The organism is Peptoclostridium sp. (assembly GCF_009881055.1).
Lineage (GTDB): Bacteria > Bacillota > Clostridia > Peptostreptococcales > Peptostreptococcaceae > Peptoclostridium_A.
The window spans coordinates 111,585-128,735 of the sequence record NZ_WXFG01000017.1; the positions used below are offsets into that span (position 1 = coordinate 111,585).

The 17,151-nt window shown below is 40.4% G+C and carries 16 protein-coding genes, 1 pseudogene and 5 riboswitches; of the genes and pseudogenes, 15 read left to right on the top strand and 2 right to left on the bottom strand.

Features of this window, described 5'->3' with window-relative positions; all coding sequences use genetic code 11:
* The 12 genes from gcvPB to GT589_RS04105 all read left to right on the top strand — a co-directional run bounded on the left by gcvPB (position 1) and on the right by GT589_RS04105 (position 11,748).
* A complete protein-coding gene (gcvPB, locus tag GT589_RS04050; protein WP_293396400.1) occupies positions 1 to 1,455 on the top strand; it encodes an aminomethyl-transferring glycine dehydrogenase subunit GcvPB in 1,455 nt (484 codons plus the stop codon).
* A 101-nt stretch (positions 1,456 to 1,556) separates the two neighbouring features.
* Complete coding sequence (locus tag GT589_RS04055) at positions 1,557 to 3,227, top strand: formate--tetrahydrofolate ligase (protein WP_293396403.1); 1,671 nt, start codon at positions 1,557 to 1,559, stop codon at positions 3,225 to 3,227.
* 242 nt (positions 3,228 to 3,469) lie between these two features.
* Positions 3,470 to 3,649 carry a hypothetical protein gene (locus tag GT589_RS04060; RefSeq protein ID WP_293396406.1) on the top strand — a complete coding sequence of 60 codons (180 nt, stop codon included), beginning with the start codon at positions 3,470 to 3,472 and terminating at the stop codon, positions 3,647 to 3,649.
* 180 nt (positions 3,650 to 3,829) lie between these two features.
* Positions 3,830 to 4,495, top strand: coding sequence for a nucleotidyltransferase domain-containing protein (locus tag GT589_RS04065; RefSeq protein ID WP_293396409.1), 666 nt, complete (start codon positions 3,830 to 3,832; stop codon positions 4,493 to 4,495).
* A gap of 37 nt (positions 4,496 to 4,532) precedes the next feature.
* Positions 4,533 to 5,090, top strand: coding sequence for a GTP cyclohydrolase I FolE (folE, locus tag GT589_RS04070; protein ID WP_293396412.1), 558 nt, complete (start codon positions 4,533 to 4,535; stop codon positions 5,088 to 5,090).
* Between the two features lie 14 nt (positions 5,091 to 5,104).
* The gene (folP, locus tag GT589_RS04075; protein ID WP_293396414.1) at positions 5,105 to 5,902 is read left to right on the top strand and encodes a dihydropteroate synthase; all 798 of its coding nucleotides are present in this window, start codon (positions 5,105 to 5,107) and stop codon (positions 5,900 to 5,902) included.
* Entirely contained in the window at positions 5,902 to 6,267 is a 366-nt protein-coding gene (gene folB, locus GT589_RS04080) for a dihydroneopterin aldolase (protein ID WP_293396416.1), read from the top strand. The genes folP and folB overlap by 1 nt, the downstream gene beginning before the upstream one ends.
* Positions 6,260 to 6,736 carry a 2-amino-4-hydroxy-6-hydroxymethyldihydropteridine diphosphokinase gene (gene folK, locus GT589_RS04085; protein WP_293396418.1) on the top strand — a complete coding sequence of 159 codons (477 nt, stop codon included), beginning with the start codon at positions 6,260 to 6,262 and terminating at the stop codon, positions 6,734 to 6,736. The genes folB and folK overlap by 8 nt, the downstream gene beginning before the upstream one ends.
* Positions 6,737 to 6,877: 141 nt before the next feature.
* The gene (locus tag GT589_RS04090) at positions 6,878 to 8,500 is read left to right on the top strand and encodes a PucR family transcriptional regulator (RefSeq protein ID WP_293396421.1); all 1,623 of its coding nucleotides are present in this window, start codon (positions 6,878 to 6,880) and stop codon (positions 8,498 to 8,500) included.
* A gap of 263 nt (positions 8,501 to 8,763) precedes the next feature.
* A complete protein-coding gene (locus GT589_RS04095; protein ID WP_293396424.1) occupies positions 8,764 to 10,056 on the top strand; it encodes an MFS transporter in 1,293 nt (430 codons plus the stop codon).
* A 251-nt stretch (positions 10,057 to 10,307) separates the two neighbouring features.
* Positions 10,308 to 11,021 (top strand): DUF5058 family protein, encoded by a 714-nt coding sequence (locus tag GT589_RS04100; protein ID WP_293396427.1) that lies wholly within the window; start codon positions 10,308 to 10,310, stop codon positions 11,019 to 11,021.
* 13 nt (positions 11,022 to 11,034) lie between these two features.
* A complete protein-coding gene (locus tag GT589_RS04105; protein WP_293396430.1) occupies positions 11,035 to 11,748 on the top strand; it encodes a hypothetical protein in 714 nt (237 codons plus the stop codon).
* A gap of 137 nt (positions 11,749 to 11,885) precedes the next feature.
* On the opposite strand, the gene GT589_RS04110 is transcribed toward GT589_RS04105, so the two are convergent.
* Both GT589_RS04110 and GT589_RS04115 read right to left on the bottom strand, forming a co-directional pair.
* Entirely contained in the window at positions 11,886 to 12,458 is a 573-nt protein-coding gene (locus GT589_RS04110) for a TDE2712 family protein (protein WP_293396433.1), read from the bottom strand.
* 40 nt (positions 12,459 to 12,498) lie between these two features.
* Positions 12,499 to 13,329 carry a DNA adenine methylase gene (locus tag GT589_RS04115; protein ID WP_293396436.1) on the bottom strand — a complete coding sequence of 277 codons (831 nt, stop codon included), beginning with the start codon at positions 13,327 to 13,329 and terminating at the stop codon, positions 12,499 to 12,501.
* Between the two features lie 187 nt (positions 13,330 to 13,516).
* Positions 13,517 to 13,612: riboswitch (glycine riboswitch) on the bottom strand.
* A 3-nt stretch (positions 13,613 to 13,615) separates the two neighbouring features.
* Positions 13,616 to 13,720: riboswitch (glycine riboswitch) on the bottom strand.
* 317 nt (positions 13,721 to 14,037) lie between these two features.
* Positions 14,038 to 14,139: riboswitch (glycine riboswitch) on the top strand.
* 316 nt (positions 14,140 to 14,455) lie between these two features.
* Positions 14,456 to 14,564, top strand: a riboswitch (glycine riboswitch).
* Between the two features lie 207 nt (positions 14,565 to 14,771).
* A riboswitch (glycine riboswitch) is annotated at positions 14,772 to 14,878 on the top strand.
* 227 nt (positions 14,879 to 15,105) lie between these two features.
* Between GT589_RS04115 and GT589_RS04120 the strand changes: the two genes are divergently transcribed.
* From GT589_RS04120 to GT589_RS04130, 3 genes and pseudogenes are all read left to right on the top strand, one after another.
* The gene (locus tag GT589_RS04120) at positions 15,106 to 15,498 is read left to right on the top strand and encodes a GrdX family protein (protein ID WP_293396439.1); all 393 of its coding nucleotides are present in this window, start codon (positions 15,106 to 15,108) and stop codon (positions 15,496 to 15,498) included.
* Positions 15,499 to 15,632: 134 nt separating this feature from the next.
* Positions 15,633 to 16,919: a glycine/sarcosine/betaine reductase component B subunit gene (locus GT589_RS04125; protein WP_293396442.1), complete on the top strand. Its 1,287-nt coding sequence runs from the start codon at positions 15,633 to 15,635 to the stop codon at positions 16,917 to 16,919.
* An 81-nt stretch (positions 16,920 to 17,000) separates the two neighbouring features.
* Positions 17,001 to 17,129: pseudogene (locus tag GT589_RS04130) on the top strand (glycine/sarcosine/betaine reductase complex selenoprotein A); the annotation flags it as partial.
* Positions 17,130 to 17,151 lie beyond the last annotated feature (22 nt).

The window sequence follows — 17,151 nt, forward strand, 5'->3', positions numbered from 1 at the left end:
ATGAAGAACTACAATAAGCTTGTATTCGAGGTTTCTAAAGAAGGAAGAAAGGCATACAGCCTTCCAAAGTGTGATGTTCCAGAGCTAGATGCTGCAAGCGTTATACCAGCGGCATACCTAAGCAGCGAAGAGCCTAAGCTTCCTGAGCTTAGTGAAGTGGATGTTATAAGACACTTTACTAACCTTTCTCAGAAGAACTTTGGTCTTGACGGAGGATTCTATCCGCTTGGATCATGTACTATGAAGTACAACCCAAAGATAAATGAAGACATGTGCAGAATACCAGGGCTTACTAATGTTCACCCATATCAGCCTGAAGAGACTGTACAGGGATCTCTTGAAATAATGTACAACCTGGCTCAAAGCCTTGCAGAAATATCTGGTATGGACGAGGTTACTCTTCAGCCGGCAGCAGGAGCTCACGGCGAGTACGCTGGTCTTCTTACAATAAAAGAGTACCATAAGAAGAGAGGCGACCTTAAGAGAACAAAGATAATAGTTCCAGACTCAGCTCACGGAACTAACCCTGCCAGCGCATATGTTGCAGGACTTGAAATAGTAGAAATCGAGTCTAACTCTCAAGGCGGAGTAGACATCGAAAACCTCAAGGCAGTTCTAAATGACGAGGTTGCAGGCTTCATGCTTACAAACCCAAGCACACTAGGACTATTCGAGGTAAACATAACAGAGATAACTAAGCTTATACACGAAGCTGGCGGTCTTTGCTACTATGACGGAGCCAACCTTAATGCCATAATGGGCAAGACAAGACCAGGAGACATGGGATTTGACGTTATGCACTTCAACCTGCATAAGACATTCTCTACTCCACACGGTGGAGGCGGCCCAGGAGCTGGTCCAATAGGAGTTAAAGCTCACCTTGCAGAATTCCTTCCAGTGCCAGTTATAAGCAAGAAGGAAGACAAGTTTATACTTGACTACGACAGACCAAACTCTATGGGCAAGATCAAGAACTTCTACGGCAACTATGGTGTTTGCCTAAGAGCATATGCCTATGTAAAAACAATGGGTGCAAGCGGACTTAAAGAGGTAAGTGAAGCAGCCGTGCTTAACGCAAACTACATGATGCATAAGCTTAAGGGAGAATACAAGCTTCCATACGATCAAGTTTGTAAACACGAATTCGTGCTTGATGGACTTAAAGGAAGCGAGCTAGAAGTAACTACTCTTGATGTTGCGAAGAGACTTCTTGACTACGGATACCATCCACCAACAGTTTACTTCCCTCTTATAGTACATCAATCTATAATGATTGAGCCTACTGAGACAGAAGCTCGTGAAACACTAGATGAGTTTGTTGATGCGATGCTTAAGATAGCTGAAGAGGCTAAGAGAGATCCGCAGATACTCAAAAATGCACCACAGACTACTCTTGTTAAGAGACTTGATGAAGTTAAGGCTGCTAAAGACCTTATACTAAAATATCAAGGCTAAAATAAAACAGCTTATAAAACATGCCGGCAAAGTGGCTTTGCCGGCATGTTTAAAAATGGGTAAATACAGCAAAGCTTTTGAAAATTTGAGGAGGTTAGAGGATGAAAACAGACGTTCAAATAGCTCAGGAAGCCAAGATGCTTCCAATAGTGGAAGTTGCAAAGCAAATAGGACTAGGCGAGGACGATATCGAACTTTATGGAAAGTATAAGGCGAAGATATCTCTTGATGTTTATAAGAGACTTGCTGACAAGCCGGACGGAAAGCTAGTGCTAGTTACAGCTATAAACCCAACTCCAGCAGGAGAAGGAAAGACTACTACAAACGTAGGTCTTAGCATGGGTCTTAACAAGATAGGCAAGAAGACTATAACAGCTCTTAGAGAGCCATCACTTGGACCATGCTTTGGAGTTAAGGGAGGAGCAGCTGGCGGCGGATACGCTCAGGTAGTTCCAATGGATGACATAAACCTTCACTTTACAGGTGACATACACGCTATAACTACAGCTCACAACCTGCTTGCAGCGCTTATGGACAACCACATAAAGCAAGGCAATGAGCTTGGAATAGACATAAACAAGATAACTTGGAAGAGAGTTCTAGACATGAACGACAGAGCTCTTAGAGACATAGTTATAGGTCTTGGCGGAACAGCTAACGGAATCCCAAGACAAGACGGTTTCGACATAACTGTTGCATCTGAGATAATGGCTATCATGTGTCTTGCTACAAGCCTTTCAGACCTTAAGGATAGACTTTCAAGAATGATAGTAGGCTATACAAGCGACGATCAGCCTGTTACAGCTGGACAGCTTAAAGCTACAGGAGCTCTTGCTCTTCTTCTTAAGGACGCTCTTAAGCCAAACCTTGTACAGACACTTGAGAACACTCCTGCAATAATACACGGCGGACCTTTCGCTAACATAGCTCACGGCTGCAACTCTGTAACAACTACTAAGACGGCTCTTAAGATAGCTGACTACGTAGTTACAGAAGCTGGCTTTGGTGCAGACCTTGGTGCTGAGAAGTTCTTCGACATCAAGTGCCGTTTTGCTGATCTTAAGCCTGACGTAGCAGTAATAGTTGCTACAGTTAGAGCGCTTAAGAACCACGGCGGAGTAGCTAAAGCAGACCTTGGAGCTGAAAACATGAAGGCTCTTGAAGATGGCTTTGGCAACCTTGAAAGACACATTGAAAACGTGCACAAGTTCGGAGTGCCAGCAGTAGTTGCTATAAACGCATTCCCTACAGACACTGAAAAAGAGCTTAAGTTCGTGGAAGATGCCTGCAGAAAGCTGGGCGCTGACGTTGTGCTTTCAGAAGTATGGGCAAAAGGCGGAGAAGGCGGAGTTGAGCTTGCTAAGAAGGTAGTTGAAGTGGCTGAAAAAGGCACAGCAAAATTCAAGCCTCTATATCCAGCAGAAATGCCTCTTAAGCAAAAAATCGAGACGATAGCAAAAGAAATATACAGAGCGGACGGAGTAGAGTTCTCGGCTAAGGCTTCAAAAGAGCTTGATAAATTCGAGAAGCTTGGATTTGGAAACCTTCCAATATGCGTAGCTAAGACTCAGTATTCATTCTCTGACAATCCTAACCTTAAAGGAGCTCCAAAGGGCTTCACTGTATCAGTAAGCAATGCAAGAATATCAGCTGGAGCAGGCTTCATAGTAGTGCTTACTGGAGATATAATGACTATGCCTGGACTTCCAAAGGTTCCAGCTGCAAACCACATGGATGTGCTTGAAAGTGGAGAAATAGTAGGTCTGTTCTAATATTTAATAAATTAGTATCATCCTCTTAATCTCATCGGGGAAAACAACAGTTTTCCCCTCTTTTATACACATAGCTATAGAAAAATTCTATCATCAAGGAGGGCATTATAATGTCGTTTAAAATTGAAGGCGGAGACGTAAAAAAAGCTCTAGAAGTGAGCATAGATGAGTCAATAAAAGACAGAATAGCTAACGCTTGTGCAACCTGAGACATCAACGCGGTCCTAGCAGTTGCTTGGGGAGTGAAGGAAGAAATAAGCGCTAGTGAAGCTGAAACAGTAGACAAGACTCTTGCAGAGCTTGCAGGTTCAAACATAGCACTTGAGTCTGGATACAAGGTTGATTTCATGAAGGGCGGATGCAAAGTAAAAGATGACAAGGCTGTGCTTATATACAGATATCAAATAACTGAAAAGCCTTAAATTTCATACCTTCAGAATAAAAATAATATAATGTAAAATCAAAACAGTATAAAACAAATCTATGGACAGGCCGTTTATAAACGGCCTGTTTTGTGATAATCTTAATATATGGACCATTATATTATTATAAGGGCTTTCGATATAAACAATACAGTCTAAACGGGTGGAAGTATGAATATTTTGAAGCTATATAATGAAGAGATAAACAAAACAAACGGCAATGTGATAGCCATTATGCTGGTGGGTTCACACCTGCATATGCAAAAAGGCGAAGGCAAGGACATAGATCTTTTCGTAATACTTGACGAAGGGTCAAGTCAGACCAGAAGAATAAAGATAATAAATGGAGTGGAATTAGACATTAACTATTTTCCGCTCAGACTGGCCAGAAGACTTATAGACAAAGGGGAATATTTTTTCATATACGAGCTTGCAGAGAGGGCAAGCGTGCTGCAGGATTCAGATGAAATAGCAGAAGACCTGATTAAAAAGGCTAGAGCAAAATATGAACAAGGCCCGAAGTTGCTAGATAAAGAGAACATCTGCCTCATGAGGCACGAAGCCGACTCGCTAATTCAAAGAACAAAAATGGAGACTGATATTGTGCAGCGCAATATAAATGCTGTGAGCTGCCTTTTAAAGCTGCTCAAGGCATATTTTGAAGTAAGGGGTATATGGTGCCCGAAGGAAAAACATATAGTAAAAGCCATGCAAGAGCATGACGAAGTCTTATATGACATGGCAAAGGAATTTTTTATAAGCATGGACACTGGAATTTTGGATAAAATCTCTAAAAGGGTATTTCATAACATATACGTACCTGATGAGTTGACTATAGAGTACTAATTTTTTAAATGTTAAAAAATGAATGGAGGCTGCTGATATGGATAAGGAAAAAATCAAAAGGGCATTTAGAGAAATAATTGAAGCTATAGGTGAGGATCCTGACAGAGAAGGACTCTTAGATACACCTGACAGAGTTGCCAGGATGTATGAAGAGATATTTGTAGGTTTGAAAGAAGATCCGAGAGAATATCTTGATGTATATTTCGAAGAGGAAAAATACGAGGAAATAGTTCTAGTCAAAGACATACCTTTCCATTCAGTTTGCGAACACCATTTCGTGCCTTTCTTCGGCAAGGCTCACGTGGCTTATATACCAAAGGGCGGAAGACTTACAGGACTTTCAAAGCTTGCAAGGGTGGTTGACGTTGTAGCCAAGAGGCCTCAGCTTCAGGAAAGGATATCGCAGACTGTAGCGGATATAATAATGGAAAAGCTTCAGCCATACGGTGTGGTTGTAGTCATAGAAGCCGAGCACATGTGCATGACTATGAGGGGCGTTAAAAAACCGGGTTCCACTACGGTAACATCTGCAATAAGGGGCATTTTCAAGACTGATACAGCGGCAAGAGCTGAGATAATGAGCCTTATAAAATAAGGGGAGGTACAGCTGTGTTTGAATTTTCAAAGAAGACATATATAATGGGAATACTAAACATCACTCCCGACAGTTTTTCTGACGGCGGAAGCTACGGCTCAGTCCAGGAGGCTGTCGAGAGGGCAAAAGTCATGATAGAAGAGGGAGCCGACATAATAGACGTGGGCGGAGAATCTACAAGGCCGGGATATACTCTCCTTTCAGACCAGGAAGAGATAGACAGGATAAGTCCCGTGATAAGTGAGCTTGTAAAGGAAATAAGCGTGCCCATATCTGTTGACACTTACAAGGCCAATGTGGCCCGAGAGGCATTAAGGCTTGGCGCGCACATAATAAACGACATATGGGGCCTTCAAAGAGAGCCTGAAATCGCCAAGGCAATAGCTGAATATGACGCTTATGCAGTAGTGATGCACAACCAGGACGGAACCGAATACAAAGGCGACATAATGGAAAGCATAAATGATTTTCTGAAAAAAAGCATACAAATAGCCTTGGATGCAGGCATAGACAAGAGCAAGATAATACTTGATCCAGGCATAGGCTTTGGAAAAACTTCGGAGCAGAACATGCACGTTATGAAGAGGCTTTCTGAAATAAAAGCGCTTGGATACCCGGTGCTCCTTGGGACATCCAGAAAGTCAATGCTTGGCAAAATACTTGATTTGCCGCCAAAGGAGAGAGTCGAAGGTACGATAGCTACTACAGTAATGGGAATAATGCAGGGCATGGACATAGTACGTGTGCATGATGTGAAAGAAAACTACAGAGCCGCCAAGGTTACTGATGCAATATGGAGAGGTGATTTTTAATGGATTCAATACTTCTTAAAGAGATGGTTTTTTACGGCTATCACGGCGTATTGCCTGAAGAAAAGAGGCTTGGCCAGAAATTCATAGTTGATGTAACCCTTTATATTGATTTGAAGGCAGCAGGGAAAACAGACAACCTTGAGATGACTGTGAGCTATCATGACGTTTACATGAGGGTAAAGGACATATGTGAGAATGAAAGATTCGACCTTATTGAGGCCCTCGCACAAAGGATTGCTGACAAGATACTCAATGATTTTTACAAGGTTGAAGAAGTAGCAGTTGCTGTAAAAAAACCGCAGGCTCCTATCGAAGGGATATTCGACTATATGCAGGTCGGCATTAGGAGAAGCAGGAATGACTAGCGTCTATATTTCTCTTGGAAGCAATATGGGCGACAGGCTTTCAAATCTGAGGGAAGCGGCAGGCATGGTGGCTAGCCTCGAGAGGACTTGTTTAATTGCTGAGTCTTCAATTTATGAGACGGAGCCCTGGGGTCTTAAAGAACAGGACAGCTTCCTTAATATGTGCATCAAGATAGAAACTGAGCTTATGCCAAAGGAGCTTCTTAGGAAGCTCCAGGAAATCGAGCTGAATTTGGGCAGGAAAAGGCTTATAAAGTGGGGTCCCAGGACAATAGATCTCGATATACTTATATATGACGATTTGAATACTGATGATGAGGAGCTCATACTGCCTCACCCAAGGTTAACAGTAAGGGCATTCGTGCTAATGCCCTTGCTTGATGTTTCTGGAGATATAGTCATAAATGGCAGACGCCTGAGCGAATGGCTAGGCGACATATCAGACCAGGGCATAAAGGTGTTTAAATGATAAAAAAATTGGATAAAACTCTAAGAAAGGCAAAAAGGAACAAAGGGGATGGTTCTAGCGCCCTGCAAATATTATAGGGCATTAGAACCATCCTCTATTCCGTTTATATTCGGGCAATATCGATTAAAGGTTGGTGAGAATATGGGCATATCGGTAAGAGAAGTGCTTGATGCAGATTTTTTTAAAGATTTCAAGGTCATCGCCGGCCATACTGGGCTAAACAAGCAAATACAAGGAATCGCTATTCTGGACGCACCTGATGGATATCTCTGGACCAGGGGGCGTGAATTCGTAATCAGCTCAGGCTATATTTTTATGCAAAACCCAGGGCTTCTGGAAGAGTATGTCAAAACGCCTTACTTCAGGAACGCCACCTGTCTGGGAATCAAGCTCGGTCGATATATAAAAGAAATACCTGATGAAATACTCAAGGAGTTTGACAAACATGAAGTACCATTATTATCTATTCCGTCGAAAGATTCATGGATGGATATAATGAATGCTATAAACGTCATAGTTATGAATAAGAATATAAGGCAATTCAAGGTTGGCGAAATAAAAGCCAGGAAGTTTCTGGACTCTTCATATCATGTAAGAAAAATCGATAAAATTCTAAGTGCCATCGAGTATGAAATGAAATTTCCAGCAATGCTGTATGACTTGTCTAATGAAAAAGTTTATTACAGCTCAGGCCGATTTAAAGAATTATCCGAGGAACTAAAAATTGAAGACTTTTGGAATCCATCCTTTGATTTCAGCAAGGAGACTCTATGTGACAATCTCAAAATGGCCAGATACAGAGTTTACGATGCCAGATATGAAAAGCCTTTTAGCTGGATAACCGTTCCCATAACTGTTGACAATAAAACAAAGGCGTACTTTGTTGTAATTGAGGCTACAGAATTAATTGACTATTATGATCAATTTGCGCTGAGAATAGGATTTTTGATGATACAGGACATGTACGAGCAGATTCTTGTTGCACAAAGCATTGCTGACATCGACTTTGAGAAGTTTATAGACAGCGTTCTGAAAGGAAAGCTCATAGGAAAAGATGAAATAATAAAGGAAGCTCTTGAGCTCAACTTGGGAATTAATAATAAATCTTACGCAGTAGTAATGAGACAAACAAACAACGAAATCATACTATCCGGCTTCAGAGATGTCTTAAAAAACTGCATAAGAGGAACATTTGAGCCTAATTATGCTAGAATGGCTCTGATTGAAGACAACAAATGCCTGTTTTTATTCAAGAAGGACGATGATTTTTCAGAACAGAAGAATATTGAGATGATTACTGAAAAGCTGAACAATCTAAGAAAAAGAATGGAATTAGAAATCAATGGAATTGAAGTCGCTTTTGGAATATCGGATGTTCCTGATTTCATTTATGGAATTAAAAGAAATTACATGCGTGCAGAGAAAGCTCTGGATATAGGAAAACTCCTATACCCGGAGGATAAATTCTGGGCCTACTCAAAGCTAGGAGCCTTTGCGTGGCTTGACATTAAAGAAGACGAAATAGATATAATGATGAAGGACATTGATTTATTGCTTGGCAGTGAGGAACACAAAGAGCTTGTTAATACTCTAAAGGTTTACCTTGAATGCAAGATGAATTACAGCCTCACGGCTAAAAACCTGTTCGTCCATATAAACACAGTACGCAAGCGTATAGATGAGATTGGCGATTTGACAAGGCTTGACCTGGAAAATCCAATGAACAGACTAAAACTTGAAATGCTGCTCAAATTGTTTTACTAGGAAGAAATATAAAAGGCATAGCATATGGTTTCGCAGTTATTGCGGGGCCATTTTTTTTATGAGATATAAAATTTCAAGTTGAGTCCTGAAAATATTTTCACTGAAATTCAAAAAAATCAAAAAATATTCATTTGTACACTGGTTGAAATTTAAAGAAAAGTATTTGCGTTGTGATGTAATTGATGCAAATGCTAAAATTATAAAAAAAGTACAAGATAAGAAAACGTTATTGTGCAAAAAAAATTACAAGGGGTGAGCGTTTGGTGGAAACAGCGGTAAAAAGCGTCAAGAGTGATGACGTTAAAAAAGTCGAAAGCTACAGATGGGTTGTTTGGACAATATTGGCAGCAGTATATGTTTTCGTAACATTCCATCGTATGAGTGCAGGAGTTGTAAAGAATGACCTGGAAAGCACATTCAACATAGGTGCAGCTCAATTTGCCAACATAGGTGCGATGTATTTTTACGCATACTTCATAATGCAAATACCTTCAGGAATACTGGCTGATAAGATTGGACCGAAAAAAACAGTTTCGATATTTTCGATTATTGCCGCAGTAGGCTCAGTTATGTTTGGTATGGCGCCAAATCTGCTTGTTGCATATGTAGGCAGATTCCTTGTGGGAATCGGAGTATCTGTGGTATTTATATGCCTGATCAAGATCCAGTCAAGATGGTTCTATTCAAGAAACTTCGCTCTTATGATCGGATTCGTGGGAATGTCGGCAAACCTTGGAGCATTGTTGGCACAGACTCCGCTAGTTGTTGCTGTCGGGACATTCGGCTGGAGAAGTACATTCGTATATATGGGACTTGCAATGATAGTTTTTGCAATATTGACAGTTCTATTTGTAAAGGATGACCCAAAAGATATGGGACTTCCGGGCATGGACGAGCTTGAAAACAGACCTGCAGTCAGCTCTGATATCAAGGTTATGCCAGCACTTAAATCTATAATGTCTAACAAGAGAACATGGATTATATCATTTTCATATATAGGACTATATACAGGATATGTCGTACTGCTTGGAACTTTCGGGGTTTCTTACCTTATGCAGGCCTACACCCTTGAGAAAATACAGGCTGCAAACTATATAATGTCAGCAGTAGTAGGCTCGGCAATAAGCGGACTTGTAATTGGATACGTTTCAGACAAGTTTAAAACAAGAAAGATACCGCTGATGGCTACTGGAGGCCTCACTCTACTAGGCTGGATAATACTTATATACACAAGGATGCCTATAGGGCTGCTTGCTCCATTCATGATGGCTTTTGGATTTGTAATGTCAGGTTTTACTATGTGCTGGACTGTAGGGAATGAAGTCAATGACAGAAGACTCTCGGGTATGGCTACAGGGGTTGTAAACTGCGTTGGTTTCCTTGGAGCTGCCGTTGTACCAGTTGTAATGGGCAAAATTCTAGACACCTACAAGAGCGCGCCTGCAGTAGGCTACGAAAAGGCATATTTTGTGCTAATAGCGCTAGTGGCAATGAGCTTTGTAGCTTCTATATTTACAACTGAAACAAAGGGTCAAAACATATACGAAGGCAAATAGTAGTTGGAAATAATATAATGAACATTTCAACGCAAGGGTATTCTGAGAAACATACAAAGAGATTTAAACATAAAAGAAAAGAGAATAAAGAAATATAGATTAATATGAAACACATCGAGTGTTGGATGATAAAATCCAATGCGCGATGTGTTTTATTAATTGAATTTATTTTGAATTTAAAAGCCTAAAGTTTTTTCTTGGTGTTGATTAGGGTAAACAATAACATATGCTCAAAAAGGAGGCTTGCTGTCATGAAGGAAACATTAATAATCGCCAACAGCCCTATGATGTGGGTACTGTCTTTGGCGATTATATCAGTTGTAATAGCACAGGTATTGATATTCTACAGGCTGGCTAAAAATTTTGTGAAGGACACGAATTTGCTGAGTGATGATGAAGTTGCTAAAGCGCTTAGAATAGGGGTGATTGGAACAATTGGCCCGGCTATTGCTGTATTTGCAATAGCTGTAGCTCTGATTGCCCAGGTTGGAGGGCCGCTAACGCTAGCCCGTGTTGGGGTTATAGGCTCGGCCGCATTCGAGATGATTGCAGCCAAGCTTGGCAGTGCCGGCACTGTGGCAACACCCGATTTTACCCCCGATATGCTATCGGCAGCTGCGTGGGTTATGACACTGGGAGGCTCAGGCTGGTTGATAATGGTATTTTTTGCAACAAAGAAGCTGGACAGCTTTCAAGAAGCTGCCAAGAAGTCAAATCCGCTGGTTATCGGATATATGTCCACGTTTGCTCCTTTTGTTATTTTTCTTACACTAAGTTACAAGGAAGTAAGCAAGGGGCTGGAAAGCTCGACAGCAGCCCCGTTGGCAGCGCTATTGGCAGGCGCGGTCGTTATGTATGCCATTAAAACTGCAGCCTCCCGCAACGCTTCCATGAAGTGGATGAAGGAATGGGCCATGGGTTTTGCTGTAATTGCTGGAATGATTGCAGGAAGCATCGTAGGATAGAGGAGGTTATATCGTGAATAACGAAAGAATTGATAAATTCAATAAAGATGTGCACTTTTGGGGAAGAATTACCATAGCAATAGCGCTTGTAATGTCGCTTCTTCTTCCGTCGTATTTGACGTTTGTATTGGGATATATTCCAAGCGCTGAAAATATCGTAGCTGGTCTTGTGGCGGTTGCGGGATTTGTCGGGATTGTTTGGATTGTTGAGCCGATTTCATATTTCCCAGTTCTTGGTCCGGCAGGCTCATACATGTCATTCCTTTCAGGAAACATTGGCAACATGAGACTTCCAGTCATAAGCGCGGTTCAGTCTGCCTTGGAACTGGAAGCGGGAAGCAAAAAAGCTGAAGTGGCAGGTATATTTGCACTGGTTTCATCTGTTATTGTCAATCTGATTGTACTAGGGGTAGTTGTTGGCGCAGGCCAGATGATAGTTAATATAATTCCATCTTCGCTTCTTGGTTCGTTCAACTATGCTTTGCCGGGCATCCTTGGTGCGATGCTCGTTATGTATGCCTCGTCAATAAAGAGGAATCATGTCATTATGCTTATTGCGTTAGGTGGAGCCGTTGCTGCAGCCATAAAGTTCTCACCAAGTTTTCTGCCGTCAAAAGTAGCCACACTGATTGTAATGGGAGATGTCGGCGTAGCGGCAATATTTGCTATCGCTTTTTCGCTGATTTTGGCAGGCAGAGCTGGAAAGCCTGTAAAAACAGATAAGTAAAGCTGTGAATAAGCTAGGAGTTATGAACGGAAAATGTTTATAGTATCTAATAAATATAAAAAAGGAGCTCCGCTTGCTGCATGATAGCAGCTTGCGGGGCTCCTTTTACTTGCGATTTAAGTTAGATGTAGTAAGTGTTACTTAATCTCCATAAGTTTTGAAGCTATGAAAGTCTTTAGGTCTTCTATCTTTATGAACTCTCTTGATTCAAGGTCTAGCTCTACATTGCCTACAACTACAGGCTTAGATTCAACGCGGTCTGGCTTAACGGCGAAGAAGTTGATTATAAGCTTGTTTCCGCTGATGTAATAAGGCTTAAGGTGAAGAGGAAGGAATATGACTTCTACTTCCTCTGTTGGGAAATCTCCCTTCGAATTTACGTCTTCAATAACAGAATCAACATTAAGAACCTTAAGAGGCTGCATTATAGCTCTCATGTAGTCCATGTCCTCAAGCATCCACATGTTGTCGTTCCAGAAACGTCCTTCATTTCTGCTGTTTGGAGTGAAGGGCTCTCTGTTTGATATGGCACTTAGACCTTTTCTTGCAGACTCTTCGTCGAAATCAGCATCATAAGTAAGTTTCATTTCTGGAGCGCCTGCAACAGCCTTTATGAAGGCTTCCCCAACTTTTTCCTTTTCGTTAGTAGCTTCCCAATAGTAAAGCATAGATTCCATTACGTTAAGGTTCAATTTTATTTTCTTAAGCATAAAAAACATCTCCTTTTGATTTATAAATTGGTGACATATTTTACTTATAATTTCTTATAAGAACTTCCTCGATTTGGCCTCTTTTAGAAGATATGGAGTTTATGTTTCTTCCTATTTCTATTATCTCTATGTTGTAGTCCCTGTAGAGGTCATGTACGAAAGAATCTGAAGAATTTGAAAGCAGGAAGTTTATTTCTCTTGAAGTCAGGTAGTCGCACAGCTCCCTAAGCTTCATGTGGTCTTCCCTTGTAAAACCATTGGCAAACTTTGAATTGTCAGATACAGGCACATAAGGAGGAGCCAGATATACGAAAGCTCCTTTTTCAATGTCATGAAGAGCATCTTCAAAGCTCGTATTAGTAAAAGTTATATTGTTCTTATTGAAATATTCACTTACCGATCTGAGTATGATTTTATTCACTATTTTAGGATTTTTGTATGAACCGAAAGGCGCGTCAAACTGTCCGCATTCATTTGTCTTGAAAAATCCATTAAAGCAGGTCTTGTTAAGATATATTATTCTTGATGCTCTTTCAACATCAGATAGTTCATCGATTTTGCCATTTCTATCAAATGATCTTATGTTGTAGAAATACTCTTTCTCGTTGACATGCTTTTTCAAGTCATCAATAAGGAGCTCCACCTTGTCCCTTATTACCGTGTAAAGATTAACAAGTTCATTGTTTACGGCGTTGAGGACTGCATTTTGAGGCTGAATATGGAAGAGGAGTGCTCCGCCTCCCAAAAACGGCTCCCTGTAGCTTGTGAACTTACCAGGGATATATTTTTCAATTTCATTCAAAAGATGTTTCTCGTCCTTGGCCCACTTTATGAACGGGCTTACATATTTATTTCTATTATTAGTTAACATGGCGCAAAATTCCTCCCAACATAAATACCAACACAAAAACAATGGATTTCACAGAATATTTTAATTCGGCGATCCGGGTTACTTTTTGTCATGGCGTTTTAGTTGAAAAAGATTTTGCAAAAGTATGATTTTTTATAAAACAAAGAAAAGGTATAAAAAGGCATGATAATTAAAAGCCTTTCCATACCCCTGTTATCTTTACCTGAGAGCTTGTATGCCGGGCGGCATGTATCCCCTTCGGTGCCGCATAACTCCTTGAATAAGGTGTGCGGTCTCTTCAGAGCTCCATCTTGCAGCGATACTTTTGCCTGAAAGTTTCTACAAAAAGTCGGCTAAACAATTCGTATTGCATCTTCGGCCATCCGGTGCGGATATCTCACACTGCAATCATCTGGTATTTGTATAAGAAAAAACTATCGAATTTTATACTTCAAATAATATACCTAATTAATTATTATTTCAAGTCAATATTTAAAAAAACCAATTTTTTTTGAAGAGTATAATCGGAAATGCCACTAGTTGTTAAAAACCAGGCAAAGGTTACAACTGGGGAGACATGCATATTTAAGCTGTGGCTCGGTTTTTTTGTTGCTATAAAAAAGCAATAAGACTGAAAAAAAATATCTGATGGCATGGTCTTAAAAAGTTATTGAAAAAGCTGATAAAAACCCATATAATTATAGTATAAAGTTAATAGTTCCATACTGGACGAAGGATATAGGAGAGAGCCTTAGAGCCGCCGAAGGGACAAGCATAGCCATTCACACATGGCAATGTGAAATTCTCAGGCAAAAGGACTATATCTGGACAGCCTCTGGATAGAGAAATCAGACAGAGTATCAATAGTGGATTGGTGCTCTGTTTTTGTTTGTGTGGACAGATGGATGCAAATGCGCAAGCAGGATTGCACAAAATGCGTACATGCATATCTATTCAGTGGAGTTTGGTTTTGTGTCGCGAAACTGTTGATAATGGGTAGACTTTGTTAAGTTTTTGAGAATTATTATTAAAAAGATGTGCAAAAAAATAATAAAAATTAATAATAACTTCACAAAAACATATTGAATTTTTTTAAAAAAAACATATAATTAAACATGAAGGTATAAGAAAACTAAATGTTAACTGGACGAAGGATACAGGAGAGAGCTTTTAATAAGCCGCCGAAGGGACAAACTTTTGAAGCCCTGCTTAATTACAAAAGTGAAATTCTCAGGCAAAAGAATCGTATCCGGACAGCCTCTGGATAAAAACAGAGAAACAAAGGGCTTAAGCGTTTTAGTTTTTTAATTTGAAAGTATTTTTGCAATAGTATGATGAAACACATGGATTGGTACCCTGAAAAAATATTTATAAACTTATTTTCAGAAAAACTATTGAAAAGGCATGAACATTTTTTTATAATGCAAATTAAGGCTATAGAAAAAATGAATAGCAAACATTGGACGAAGGATATAGGAGAGAGCTCTTAGTGGGCCGCCGAAGGGACAAGTCTTGATTTACCCAAAAGAATCAAGATGAAATTCTCAGGCAAAAGGACTGTATCTGGACAGACTCTGGATAAAAACAGAGAAACATAACTTGGGATGGTTTTGTTTTTTCTGTTTTTTTTATGCTCAGAATCCGTATTGGAGCTGCATTGTGGCAAGGGTATAATGGCGGGTTTAGAGTTTTGAAAATTCGGAAAACATTTTCCATAATTCATGATTTATAATTAGGCGAGATTGAGGATTACAATGGATTGCTTTGTTTTCTAAGATTAAGAGGAGGTAACAAACATTGGAGATTATAACTAATAATCCTCTTGTGAAGGAGAAGCTTCTCCAAAAAACAGAAAGGCCTGACAAAGTAAAGAGCGTTACGCTTTTGGACTGCGATTATATGGGCGTGTTGCAGAATGTAAGAAATCTTGTGCATGTTGGTTACAAGATACTCACCCATCCGTTGTACGGCAGCGTGAAGCCAAATGAAACTCCGTACAGGACGATATGTGTGGAAAAGGGAGAAGGTCTAGATATCGACTCCCTGAAGCTTATTGAAAGCGCAATCCAGACTGTTGATACATTCCAGAAAAACTACAAGACACCTGTGTGGGATGAAAGAGTAACAAATGATTTCCAGGTTGTAGACTTGGATCTTATGGTGCACACGCTTAACGGAATAAAATTCTAAATCAAGTGCGCACGCAGGGAGATTCGCTGACACTGTTTATTATCTGCAAAGGTAAACGCTTGCAAAGGCCAGAACCGGAGCAGAGTAATATATTATTTTTCAATTTTTCATTATATTGAAGGAGGTACTTTTATATGCGTTTGGAACTTGGAAATATCTTCATCAAAGACATTCAGTTCGCTGCAGAGACAAAAGTAGAAAATGGAGTTCTTTATGTAAATAAAGACGAAATGATTAGCAAATTAAGCGCAATTGAAAACGTCAAATCAGTAGATCTTGACATCGCACGTCCTGGAGACAGCGTGAGAATAACTCCTGTTAAGGACGTTATAGAGCCAAGGGTTAAGGTTGAAGGACCTGGCGGAATATTCCCAGGAGTAATAAGCAAGGTTGACACAGTAGGTTCAGGAAGAACTCACGTACTTAAGGGCGCTGCTGTTGTAACTACTGGAAAGGTAGTTGGATTCCAGGAAGGTATAATAGACATGAGCGGAACTGGAGCAGAGTACACTCCTTTCTCTAAGACTCTAAACCTTGTAGTAATAGCTGAGCCAGTAGATGGAATAGACCAGCACAGACACGAAGAAGCACTAAGAATGGTTGGACTTAACGCTGGAGTATACATCGGAGAAGCTGGAAGAAGCGTAACTCCTGATGAAGTAAAGGTTTATGAGACTGATACAATATTCGAAGGAGCAGCTAAGTATCCAAACCTTCCAAAGGTAGGATATGTGTACATGCTTCAAACTCAAGGTCTTCTACACGATACATACGTATACGGCGTAGATGCGAAGAAAATAGTTCCAACAATACTATACCCAACAGAAATAATGGATGGAGCTATACTAAGCGGAAACTGCGTTTCATCTTGTGACAAGAACCCAACATACGTACACTGCAACAACCCAATGGTTGAAGAGCTTTATGCAATGCACGGAAAAGAAATCAACTTTGTTGGTGTTATAATAACTAACGAGAACGTATACCTTGCTGACAAGGAAAGATCTTCTAACTGGACAGCAAAGCTTTGCAAATACCTAGGACTTGACGGTGCTATAGTATCTCAGGAAGGCTTTGGAAACCCAGATACAGACCTTATAATGAACTGCAAGAAGATAGAAATGGAAGATGTTAAGACTGTAATATCTACAGACGAGTACGCAGGAAGAGACGGAGCTTCTCAGTCGCTTGCGGACGCCGACATAAGAGCTAACGCTGTTGTAAGCAACGGTAACGCTAACATGGTAATAGTACTTCCTCCAATGGATAAGACTATAGGACACATCCAGTACATCGACACTATAGCAGGCGGATTCGACGGTTCTCTTAGAGCTGACGGAAGCATAGAAGTTGAAATCCAGGCTATAACAGGAGCTACAAACGAGCTTGGCTTTGGATACCTATCTGCTAAAGGATATTAATCCAAATCATATATTGGACATTAAGAAATAAAAGCTTCATTATAATAATATAAATTTATTACGCAAAGGAGAGACTTCGGTATGTCATTATTTGACGGCAAGAAGGTCATCATCATCGGTGACAGAGACGGTATACCAGGTCCTGCTATGGCAGAATGTCTAAAAGGCACAGGAGCAGAAGTAGTATACTCTGCTACAGAATGCTTTGTCTGAACAGCTGCTGGTGCAATGG

Excerpts from the sequence above, each read along its gene's own strand:
- folE (WP_293396412.1), top strand. The coding sequence starts at position 4,533 with ATGGATAAGGAAAAAATCAAAAGGGCATTTAGAGAAATAATTGAAGCT.
- folK (WP_293396418.1), top strand. The coding sequence starts at position 6,260 with ATGACTAGCGTCTATATTTCTCTTGGAAGCAATATGGGCGACAGGCTT.
- GT589_RS04115 (WP_293396436.1), bottom strand. The coding sequence starts at position 13,329 with ATGTTAACTAATAATAGAAATAAATATGTAAGCCCGTTCATAAAGTGG.
- GT589_RS04125 (WP_293396442.1), top strand. The coding sequence starts at position 15,633 with ATGCGTTTGGAACTTGGAAATATCTTCATCAAAGACATTCAGTTCGCT.
- GT589_RS04100 (WP_293396427.1), top strand. The coding sequence starts at position 10,308 with ATGAAGGAAACATTAATAATCGCCAACAGCCCTATGATGTGGGTACTG.
- GT589_RS04055 (WP_293396403.1), top strand. The coding sequence starts at position 1,557 with ATGAAAACAGACGTTCAAATAGCTCAGGAAGCCAAGATGCTTCCAATA.
- GT589_RS04110 (WP_293396433.1), bottom strand. The coding sequence starts at position 12,458 with ATGCTTAAGAAAATAAAATTGAACCTTAACGTAATGGAATCTATGCTT.
- gcvPB (WP_293396400.1), top strand. The coding sequence starts at position 1 with ATGAAGAACTACAATAAGCTTGTATTCGAGGTTTCTAAAGAAGGAAGA.
- GT589_RS04090 (WP_293396421.1), top strand. The coding sequence starts at position 6,878 with ATGGGCATATCGGTAAGAGAAGTGCTTGATGCAGATTTTTTTAAAGAT.
- folB (WP_293396416.1), top strand. The coding sequence starts at position 5,902 with ATGGATTCAATACTTCTTAAAGAGATGGTTTTTTACGGCTATCACGGC.